Annotated in this window: 9 protein-coding genes; 4 read left to right on the top strand and 5 right to left on the bottom strand. The window is 62.5% G+C overall.

Features of this window, described 5'->3' with window-relative positions; translation table 11 throughout:
• From VLA65_RS22045 to VLA65_RS20355, 4 genes are all read right to left on the bottom strand, one after another.
• Positions 1–453 (bottom strand): DUF3237 family protein (locus tag VLA65_RS22045; protein ID WP_442880357.1); only part of this gene is annotated, 453 nt, incomplete at its 3' end.
• Positions 454–497: 44 nt separating this feature from the next.
• Positions 498–2,204, bottom strand: coding sequence for a CocE/NonD family hydrolase (locus tag VLA65_RS20365; protein WP_332603560.1), 1,707 nt, complete (start codon positions 2,202–2,204; stop codon positions 498–500).
• Positions 2,205–2,571: 367 nt separating this feature from the next.
• The gene (locus VLA65_RS20360; protein ID WP_332603559.1) at positions 2,572–3,816 is read right to left on the bottom strand and encodes an IS110 family transposase; all 1,245 of its coding nucleotides are present in this window, start codon (positions 3,814–3,816) and stop codon (positions 2,572–2,574) included.
• A gap of 571 nt (positions 3,817–4,387) precedes the next feature.
• Positions 4,388–5,110 (bottom strand): transposase, encoded by a 723-nt coding sequence (locus VLA65_RS20355; protein ID WP_332603558.1) that lies wholly within the window; start codon positions 5,108–5,110, stop codon positions 4,388–4,390.
• A 1,130-nt stretch (positions 5,111–6,240) separates the two neighbouring features.
• On the opposite strand from VLA65_RS20355, the gene ltrA reads away from it, so the two are divergent.
• From ltrA to VLA65_RS20335, 4 genes are all read left to right on the top strand, one after another.
• A complete protein-coding gene (gene ltrA, locus VLA65_RS20350; protein ID WP_332603557.1) occupies positions 6,241–7,959 on the top strand; it encodes a group II intron reverse transcriptase/maturase in 1,719 nt (572 codons plus the stop codon).
• Complete coding sequence (locus VLA65_RS20345) at positions 7,956–8,744, top strand: NAD(P)/FAD-dependent oxidoreductase (RefSeq protein ID WP_332603556.1); 789 nt, start codon at positions 7,956–7,958, stop codon at positions 8,742–8,744. Before ltrA ends, VLA65_RS20345 begins: the two co-directional genes overlap by 4 nt.
• Positions 8,745–8,751: 7 nt before the next feature.
• Positions 8,752–9,363 carry an FAD-dependent oxidoreductase gene (locus VLA65_RS20340; protein ID WP_332603555.1) on the top strand — a complete coding sequence of 204 codons (612 nt, stop codon included), beginning with the start codon at positions 8,752–8,754 and terminating at the stop codon, positions 9,361–9,363.
• A gap of 115 nt (positions 9,364–9,478) precedes the next feature.
• Positions 9,479–9,781 (top strand): DUF4193 domain-containing protein, encoded by a 303-nt coding sequence (locus tag VLA65_RS20335; protein WP_332603554.1) that lies wholly within the window; start codon positions 9,479–9,481, stop codon positions 9,779–9,781.
• 87 nt (positions 9,782–9,868) lie between these two features.
• Here VLA65_RS20335 and VLA65_RS20330 read toward each other — a convergent pair whose 3' ends face one another.
• The gene (locus VLA65_RS20330) at positions 9,869–10,171 is read right to left on the bottom strand and encodes a hypothetical protein (protein WP_332603553.1); all 303 of its coding nucleotides are present in this window, start codon (positions 10,169–10,171) and stop codon (positions 9,869–9,871) included.
• Positions 10,172–10,207 lie beyond the last annotated feature (36 nt).

Below are 10,207 nucleotides of genomic sequence, written 5' to 3'. Positions count from 1 at the left end.
TGGAGGAGGGAGGGGGTTTGTGGGGGGAGTCGGTTGTTTTCCCGCCCCCCCCGCCCGTTCCGTGCTGTATGTAGAACCTGATGCAGACCTGGCTGTCCTCGTCCCGCGCAAGGCCGACAAACTGGTGATCGGCGAGCCACCGGTGCGCTGGAGAATCAGTCTGGAACACGGGGCACACCTGAAGCAGTAGAGAGATTCGTCCACGTTTTCACCGGCCTCAAGACGGGCCGCAATTTCGGAGGACGCCCGGTAGTAACCGCGATTGAGGATGTCAAACACTCCACCGTCGTCAGCGCGTAACAGGTACCTGGCCTCAAGCTGGTGTCGTGTCACCGCGCTGCACTGACCAGTCGCCACCGCCCGGAAGGACGACGCCGTTGAGCAGGGGGCCCGCCACCGTGTGCCTCCGGTAGTGGGCGTGAAATGAAGCCGCTCATCAGCGCCGCGCCCCACATGCCAACCGGTCCTCGACACCGACCCGTGCTTCGAAGGCGAACTCAAGAAGAGGTTCCATAGGTGCCGTCATCAGGACCGGCACCGCCCACTAGCGGGAGCGCCGGCCCAGGCTCGGCCAGCGTGGAGAAGACCAGCGTCGCCGCATTCTCGCCACCGAGCTGGACGCTTTGGGTTGTCGGCTTGACGTCGACTGCTGTCCAAGGCGACTCGGCCGTCCCCGGCTGCGGGATGAATTCGGGGAAGTCACTGCTCTGAAGGTGCAGGCGCAGACGGTGCCCGGGCGCCAGTTGGTAACCGACATGGCCAAGATCAATGTCGACATCGACAGGGGTTTCGGCCTTCATGATGTGCACCTGCCCCCGCGCTATACGTAGCAGCGTCCCATCGGGAGCGAGATCATAAAGCCGCGCGAAAACATCGGCCCTCGGGCCCGTGCTCCAAACACGGCCACGGACCCGCACGGGGCCGACGAGATTGAGCGTCTCTTCGACGGCGGGTCCGGTGAAATCAGCGACGTCGGCACGCAAAGACAGCGCTCGTTCGTCTGGTTGATCAACAAGGAAGGCGAAGGCATTCTTGGCTGGCGACGGCACGAGGTTGTCGGGGTCGTGCTGCCAGGACAAAGCGGTGGTCTTCGGGTCTGCAGAGGAAGTCAACGTCAAGTCTCCGGTCAGTAACAACTCGGTCTCCTGCACCGCGGCAGGTGGCCACTCAGCCGAGCGCCGGTAACCGGTGGTGCCAGCGAGGTTCCACCGCACCCGGGGGATATCGGCGGGGTTACCAGTACCTCGCACGAAAACGTCAAAAAACTCGAGGGCCGGGTCGAGGTAAGCCGGAAGCATTCGCTCTACATCTTTGTCGTCGCGCTCTGCGGGTCCGCCAATGCCAAAGTAGTAGTTTTCATGATCAATTGATTCCAGAAGCAGATACTCGTTGTGAGCCCAACCAGGGTTGCTGGTAATAGCCTCATGATCCCGCCAGGACCACGGTGCGCAATTGTCCCACCAACCGATCGTGTTGAGCACCGGCACGGGTCGGGCCTCAAAGGGACTGCCGTTGGGGAATCTGCGCAGGAACACCGGATTTGGGTACCACAGGTCGAATGAGGCAGACCGCTGTCCGACATCGGTCTGGAAGCGCTCGAGGTCACGAATATAGGGGCGTTGGCTCCAGTCCGGCTCCCACTCATAGGTATCGTTCGAATGGAAATGTGTGAGCGGATACATCCGGATGATACCCATCTCGACATCGCGAGTGTCCGCGCCCGGCACGGCGACGGGCAGTTCGCCGAGCCCTGTACCCGTTACGCGGGGTGCTATCGCCTTCAGGGCAGGATGACCGCTCGAGACCGCGGCCCACTGTGTGTACCCGTAGTAGGAGTCCCCCCACATGGCGACGTCACCGTTTGACCAGTTCTGCCGTGTTACCCACTCAATGGTGTCGTAACCGTCGTTGACCTCGTTGACGAAAAGCAGTGACTCACCTTCCGACCGGAACTTGCCACGTACGTCCTGTGCGACTACGCGGTACCCGCGGCGAGTCATGTACTCGGCAATCTTAGGTATGAACGTGTACTCGCCGTTCTTGTCATAAGGCAGGCGTATCAAGATTGTCGGACCTGGAGCCTGGTCATTTTCCGGCAAGTAGACGTCGGTCGCAAGCCATACACCGTCGCGCATGCGAACGCGCTGCGGGGTTGCCGTATCCGGCACTGGTGCCGGGGTGATGCGAACGTATTCAATGGCCATGGCGTAGTGCCCCTTCGGGTCGTCGCTAAGTATGTAAGGGTCGGTGCCCGCAGGCTGCGTTGTCCTGAATGCGCCCACGTCAGGGCGTCCCGGATCAACTTGGTTTTGTTGACGGAGGACGGAGGACGAGTCGATAGAGGATTATCTCCTACTGCCGGGACTTCTCAAATCGATCGGGATACTGCTCTTTTCGCCGACCGGGGTTCTGATTCACAAGCCTGGTTGCATCACTATGATGCCCACCCCGGATTTTGTTTGTCAATATGGACAATAAAAAGGCTCGCGTGCGTTCTGACATGAAAATGAGGTTGGCTCCATAGTCCTCGACGATTGTGGCTGGGGAAAGGGCAACTGTTCGGGCCCGCACCTATCGGGTTGCCGTGAGTGGTTCGATGGTGACTTTGTAGCCCAGGGATTCGAGTTGTCCGATAGCGTGGGCCTTTGTTCTGGAGGGTGTGCGTCGGGTGAAGTAGTCGGCTCCCGGGTCTCGGTAGAGTTCGCCGGTGGTGAGCATGTACCACGCGGCCGTGAGCATGGCGTGTTCGACGGCGACGAGTGCTTTGACGGGTCCGCGCCGGGAAGCGATGCGCCGGTATTTGGCGGAGAAGTAAGTGCCGTTGGACCGCACCGCGGACAGGGCTGCGATGCCCAGGGCGCCTTTGAGATAGCGGTTGCCGGGCCGGGTCTTGGCGGACTTGACCCGGCCGGCGGACTCGCTGGCTCCCGGGGACGTGCCGGCCCAGGATGCCAGTTGTTGCGGTGCCGGGAAGACGCTCATGTCGGCCCCGGTTTCGGCGATGAAGACCTCGGCCACGGTGGTGCTGAATCCCGGAATGCTGATCAGGAGCTCCCGGGCGTCGCGAAAGGGTTCCATCGCCGCCTCGATCCTGGCGCTGAGGTCGTTGATGTCTGCGGTGTGCGCGTCGATCCGGTGCAGATACAGGGCGGCCATGTAGCGGTGATGGTCAAGGAACCGTCCGGTCAGCGCGTCGGTGAGGTCGGGGATCTTCGCCCGCATCCGCCCGTGCGCCAGCTCCGCCAGCTCGGCCGGGTCCTCGTGCCCGTCGATGAGGGCTTGGAGCATCAGCCGTCCCGAGACCCCGGTGATGTCCGAGGCCACCGAGGAGAGCTTGATGCACGCGTCCTCGAGGAGTTTCTCCAGCCGCTGCACTTCCCGGGTGCGTTCCCGGGTGATGACGGTGCTGGCCCGGGTCAGGTCCCGCAGCTCACGGATCGACGGCGGGGGCACGAAGGAGGCCCGCACCAGCCCGTGCGCGCCCAGGTCAGCCAGCCACGCAGCGTCGGAGACGTCGGTCTTACGGCCAGGGACGTTCCTGGCGTCGCGGGCGTTGACCAGGATTACCTCCAGCCCGTCGTCCTCGAGAAGATAGAAAAACGGGCGCCAGTAATCGCTGGTCGCTTCCATCACGACCAGAGTCACACGCTCGTTGAGCAGGTGCTCCTTCAGGTCCAGGATCTGTCCGGTCATCGAGGCCCAGGTCGTGACGGTGGACGTGGTGGGCCGCGTGCCCCGGCCCTGGACACGGACGCAGACCTTCGCATCCTTCTTCGACACATCGATACCCGCGCAGCGCGGGTGAATGACCTCCATGACGGATCACCTTCCAAAAACCGTTCCTGCAGGCAAGGTGTCTGTGTTCCGGGGAGGACGGATAAACAACAAATCTGACATTCGTGCTCAAAAAGGCAACAATCCACGATCCCGCGGACAAGAAACTGTGCCCCCCACCACCAAACTAACCCACAGGCTCACCGGCACCATAGACGTATCGGGGACGACCGAAACACACTCACCAAGTCTGCCCGCATACCGCCCCACAGCACCAGAAGGCTGACCGATCCAGGTTCCCGGCATGCATATTTTCCACCCCCACGACGGAACGAAGCTCCTCGGGAACTAACCCCAAAAACTAATCCGGCATGGGCGGTTATCCAAGGCGTGAGCAGTGCGGCCAGTTTTGTTGTTGTTGTTGCTGCCGCGGCTCGCCTCTGGGGCGGTCGTTCTTGAAAGCGTCCTTTGACTTTCTCGCCGGGCTTGCTTCAAACCGCCTTTGGCCTGGTCGGCGTGCCCTCCGGTCTGTCAATGGCCGATAGTTTGCGCCCACGGACGGCCAGCAAAAATGCCCGCCGCTGGGCATTTCCGTGGCCGCCTATTACGAAAATTAACCCGCTCGGGCCCCCGTTGATGAGGTGAGGGTGACCTCGTATCCGAGTTGTCGAAGTTGCTGCAGTGCGCGGGCCTTGGCCTTTTCAGGGTTTAAGCGGGCGTAGTAGCCGGTGCCGAGTTCCTCAAATAGCTCGCCTGTGCTGAGCATGTTCCACACGGCATTCAGTATGGCGTGCTCCACGGCGACGATGGCTTTCACCGGGCCGCGTCGGGCCGAGATTCGCCGGTATTTGACGGCCAGATAGCTGCTGCGGCTGTGGGAGGCAGCCAAGGCTGCGATGCCCAGCGCCGCCTTCAGATAGCTGTTGCCGGGCATCGTCTTCGACGACTTGATTCGGCCGGCGGACTCGTTGGCGCTGGGACATACTCCGGCCCAGGATGCCAGATGGCTGGCGTCAGGAAAGATAGTCATGTCAGCGCCCGTTTCTGCGATGATCGCGTCCGCCACCGTGCTGGAAACCCCGGGAATTGTTACCAGCACCTGGCGAGCGGATTCGAAAGGCTTGATCTCCGCCTCAATCCTTAGGGTTAGGGCGTCAACTGTCCGCGTGTGTGCGTCGATCTCATCAAGATAGAGCTGCGTCAGGAACGCATGATGGTCGGTGAACCGGCCGGTTAGGGCCTCCACCAGTTCAGGGATCTTGGATCTCATCCGCCTCTGCGCGTACTGCGCGAGCACACCAGGATCACGTTCCCCGCGAATCAATGCCTGCAGCATCGCTCGGGACGAAACGCCTGTGAGGCTGGCAACTGCGCTGGAGAGTTTGATTCCAGAGCTCTCGAGCATCTTCTCAAGCCGCAGAACCTCACGCGTGCGGTCGCCTGCCGCCTTACTCGTGCTCGAAGCAACAATCCACGGTTCCCGTGGAGGTCCTTCTCGCCACGCTATGGGGCGGGCTTTACTTGCACCAAGGCGGATCCGGCGTTAACCATGACGGACGCTTCCATTCTTCACTTCGGGCCCGGACGTTGCCGCCGGCCAACGTGAGATTCGCGCAAATTTTTTTTTGGCCGCTGACGACACCGGTCCGCAGGCTCATCTCCCGTGGCGGCCGTTCTGACATGCTAAAGCACGCTGAAACGGGTCTGGAGTAGCACCCTGGGCTCAAACAACATCGAGTTGTTTCTCGGACCGGGACTGTCCGATAAACGGTGTGTGGGTCCGGCCGGTTTTCATGAGTGAATGGTTCTTTCGAACCGGCCGGCGAAGGTAATCGCGAACGCGTTCAGCGCAGGCTTCGTGCGCCGTGAGGCGCTGTTGATTCGAGTGGAGGTGAGAGACCATCACCGCCAGACCGTCGCAGCGGTCTGGCAGGAGCTGAGGGCAGCCTGTTCCGGGAGACGCCGGTATGGGTGGGAGCAGCCCTGACAAAGCCGGGGTGCCGTAGTACTACCAGATGCGGTGGGTCCGGCGAGCAGGTCGGAGAGGAGTACGCGAGGAACCGATGTCATAACGCCCCTTAACTCTGTACCGGCTCGAATCTGGTGGATGTAGGCCGGGAGCGGCGCGCACTCGCCCTTTGTGGGCGGGGAACTTCCGGGAGCTGTGAAGCCGGTGACCGGGAGGCTGTGAGGAATGTCTGCGGCGTACTTACAGCGAGGCCGCTGGGGCAGAGTCGGGCTCCTACTCCGACGAGCGAATCACAGTGAACACGGGAACCGTCCTTGGCCCGCCTGTCCAGCCGTGCGTCCAGCACGGTGTGGCCGGGCTGGGTCCGTCGTCGACTGATCGGCTAGGGGCGGGGCGGAGCCGCCGTAGTACTCCGAGCCGGAGAGAGCCCGGCGCATGGGGAAGGGCGGCAGCAGTATCGAGGAGATGAGGATGATGCAAGACCGAAAGACGCACCGGTGAACGCCGGTGCCTTGTCCGGCGCGTCCGTGGGGCCGCGTGGGCGAGTATCGGAGATGCAGGCCAAGCTCCACCGTTGGGCGGTGGCCGATCCTGGCCGCCGGTTCGAGGACCTGTTTAACTTCGTGCACGACCCGGCAACGCTGATGTTGGCGTTCGAGCGGGTCGCGGGCAACCGCGGTGCGAACACTCCCGGCGTGGACGGCATGAGTGCCGCTTGGGTCGAGGAGAACATCGGGGTGTCCGGGTTCTTGGAGGATCTGCGCACTGCGCTGAAGGCGGGGACGTTCTGTCCGCTGCCGGTTCGCGAGCGTGCGATCCCGAAGCCTGGCGGCTCGGGGAAAGTCCGGAAGTTGGGCATTCCCACGATCGCCGACCGGGTGGTTCAAGCGGCGCTGAAGCGCGTGCTGGAACCGATCTTCGAGGCCGGGTTTTCTCCGGTCTCGTACGGATTCCGGCCGGGCCGTCGAGCGCATGACGCTATCGCCGAGATCCACATGTTCGCCTCACGCGGCTACCGGTGGGTGCTGGACGCGGACATCGAGGCGTGCTTCGACCGGATCGACCACACAGCCCTGCTGGAAAGGGTGCGGATCCGGGTGAAGGACAAGCGCGTTCTGGCGCTGGTGAAGGCCTTCCTCAAGGCTGGCGTGCTCACCGAGCAGACTGGGCTGAAGGAATCCGACACTGGCACCCCGCAGGGTGGGATCCTCTCGCCCCTGCTGGCCAACATCGCCTTGACCGTGCTTGATGAGCACGTGATGGACCCGTGGAAGCCGGAAGGGCAGATGGGGACCACCTATCGGCGTCACGCACGACGGAGGAAGGGTCTGCCGACATGGCGTGTCGTCCGCTACGCTGACGATTTCGTCGTGCTCGTGCACGGCCGTGAATCTGACGTCGAGAACCTGCGCGAAGAGATCGCTGGCGTGCTTGCCCGGCTTGGCCTGCGCCTATCGCCGACCAAGACCCGGGTAGTGCACATGAGCGAGGGGTTCGACTTCCTGGGGTTCCACATCCGGTGGCGCCGCAAGAGGGGAACCCAGCAGTGGTACGTCTACACCCTCATCGCAGATCGACCATTGAAGGCGGTGAAGGCGAAGATACGGTCGATGACCCACAGGGTTTCGCAAGCCGATCCTGGCAGCATCCTCGTCAGGATCAACCAGATCCTACGCGGATGGGCGAACTACTTCCGGCACGCGGTGTGCAGTCACACCCTCAACAACCTCAAGCACTTCGTCGAATGGCGGGTGATCAGGTGGCTGAGGAAACGGCACCGCCTGCGCTGGAAGGAACTGCGGCGGCGCTTCACCACCCCCTCGGGGCGGTGGCTGCCGCTGTCATGGAATGGGATCCGGCTATTCAACCCGGCATCGGTGACGGTCACCCGCTACCGGTACCGGGGAGCGATCCCCACCCCGTGGGTCACAGCAATCTTCGTCGGCACGTCCTACGGCGTTCTGGCCGGTGAAGTTGCAGAATTGTTCAGCCCCACCGTCCGTTACACCGGCATCGGCCTGAACTACCACCTGTCCGGAGCCCTGGGCGGAGGGCTCGCACCCGTGGCCGCCACCGCGGTTCTCGCAGCTTCCGGATCCACCGCCGGTGTCGTCGGCATCTGCCTGGCCGTGGCCGCAATCATGGTCGTTTGCTGCCTGCTGCTGCCCAAGAGCAATACGGCCAAGATCATCGAACCGGTCAGGACTGCAGCATGAGGCCCGCAACGACGACGATGCGCAATGGTCAGCTCGGGTTTTGGATGGCCGACACTATCGGAATCCAACGCTCCTACCCGCGCTTCGAAGGCGATGAAACCGTTGATTTGGCGATCATCGGTGGCGGCTATAGCGGCCTGTGGGCGGCATACTTCGCCAAAACCATGGAGCCGTCGATGTCGGTGGCAGTGTTCGAAGCTGAACGGCTCGGCTACGGCGCCTCCGGACGCAACGGCGGCTGGGTCTCGGCCCTGGTGCCCGGCAACCGGATGAAGTTCGCCAAGGCATCCGCTACCGGAAAGGCTGCGAGTGTGGCGCTGCAGCGCGAGTTCATCACTTCAGTGGATACTTTGCTGGAGATCCTCGCGACAGAAGGAATCGAAGCGGACCAATACAAGGGCGGAACCCTCTCCGCAGCGCACACAGAGGCCGGACTAAACCGGCTCATCGCCAAACGGGCCAGTGACCTCTCCTACGGTATGGCCGAGGACGAGGTCCAACTACTCGGACGGGAAGAATTCCAAACCCGCATAAAAATCGAGGACGTTCACGGCGGATTGTTCTATAAGGACGTCGCCCGCATGAACCCGGCCAAACTCCTCATGGGCCTCGCCGACACCGTCAGCAGAATGGGGGTAAAGATTTACGAAGACAGCCGCGTGCTCGCAGCCAGCGAAGGAACCCTGAAACTGGACGCCGGGCGGGCGAATTCGAAGCGTACATTCATCTGCACCGAAGGCTATTCCGGCCCCCCTACTCGGCAAACGCCGGCTCATCCCGATTAACTCCTCGATGATCGTCACCCAGCCCTTGAACGATTCACTCTGGGACCGGATCGGTTGGGAGGGCAGTGAATGCCTCAACGACTCCGCACACACCTTCATCTACGCCCAGCGCACCGCCGATAACAGAATCGCGATCGGCGGTCGCGGCGCCCCCTACCGCTTCGGCTCCGGAACCGGCGGCGACGGCGCAACCAAGGAAACGACCGTCCGACAGTTGCTCGGCAAGCTGGAAAGCTTCTTCCCGGGCGTGCCCTTCGCAGTCGAACACGCATGGTCAGGGGTCCTCGGGGTTACTCGTGACTGGAACGGCAGTGTCACCTGGGACCGCGACGCCGGCATCGGATCCTCGGTCGGCTATGCGGGACACGGCGTAACGAGTGCCTTCGTGGGCGGACGCACGCTGGCCGAACTCGCCCTCGAACGGCACACCGAGCGCACCGCCCTGCCATGGGTCGGCTACAGATCCCGTGACTGGGAACCGGAGCCGGTCCGCTGGCTCGGCGTACACGCCATGTACAAACTGTTCGGCTTAGCCGATGCGTGGGAAGAAGGACGCGGCTCCAAACAGACCTCATTGCTGGCCAAATTCGGCAGCAGGCTCGCAGGACTTCACGAATAACCCCGAAGGCCCGGTGCTGCGAAACCGTCAACGCCGACACGCCCTGCGGAAATGCGCCAGAACCTCCAGCAGGCACGCCAACAGGGACGAGCCGGCGTAGAAGAGAAACACAGCAGTGGCAACCGATTACGACGAAGTACGTTCCGACGTCAAGGAATCACAGGAGCGCTCCCTGGAGGCGCTGCAATCCGCCAACGCCCCGGACGCCAGAAGCGTCGTTCGCGATCTGGACGAGGCCGACGCGCTGGACGAGACGATGACCCCGGGCGGAGAGTTCGTCGCCGAGGAACTGATCGTTCAGGTGATTCCCCAGGCCGAGGATGAGTTCACTTGCTACTCCTGCTTCCTGGTCCGGCACCGTTCCCAGCTCGCACGCGAAAAGAACGGCCACTCGTACTGCATCGAATGTGAAGGCTAGCGCGCAGCGCTTCCCTCTACCCGAATTAGCAGCAGCCACATCAGCGTGAATTAGGCGGACTGCCAGTCATTGGAAGTGGGCATTTGGTCAGCGGGCGTAAGGGGAGACCTGGCCTTTTTCGTTGAAAGGTTCGAACCAGTACTCCAGTGCCATGGGTGCCAGGCGGAGCTGCCGGTTCAATCCTTCATCGTGCTGGAAGCCGTCGAGACTCCGGTCGTAGAGCATGTCGCTGTCGCTGTCTTCGAGGAGCCGGTCGGTAAGTGTGCCCCGCCAGTGCGGGTCAAGGTCCAGGTCGTAGGTGTCTGCGGTGATTTCGATCTGGTCCAGAAGGCACCGGACGACTCTTCGCTGCGATCCGCTGCCCGCGTCGCTGCGGGCTGACCCCAACACCCGCCGCGGTCTCACCCTGACGCCCGGTTTTCTGAC

Origin of the sequence: Arthrobacter sp. S2(2024), from assembly GCF_036662515.1 — a bacterium.
Taxonomy (GTDB): domain Bacteria; phylum Actinomycetota; class Actinomycetes; order Actinomycetales; family Micrococcaceae; genus Arthrobacter.
Note: the sequence above shows the minus strand (reverse complement) of the source record. Positions and strands in the feature narration are given on the sequence as shown.

Bases quoted from the DNA above. Each gene is read 5' to 3' on its own strand.
- VLA65_RS20365 (WP_332603560.1), bottom strand. From the start codon at position 2,204: ATGGCCATTGAATACGTTCGCATCACCCCGGCACCAGTGCCGGATACG.
- VLA65_RS20360 (WP_332603559.1), bottom strand. From the start codon at position 3,816: ATGGAGGTCATTCACCCGCGCTGCGCGGGTATCGATGTGTCGAAGAAG.
- VLA65_RS20355 (WP_332603558.1), bottom strand. From the start codon at position 5,110: ATGCTGCAGGCATTGATTCGCGGGGAACGTGATCCTGGTGTGCTCGCG.
- VLA65_RS20345 (WP_332603556.1), top strand. From the start codon at position 7,956: ATGAGGCCCGCAACGACGACGATGCGCAATGGTCAGCTCGGGTTTTGG.
- VLA65_RS20340 (WP_332603555.1), top strand. From the start codon at position 8,752: ATGATCGTCACCCAGCCCTTGAACGATTCACTCTGGGACCGGATCGGT.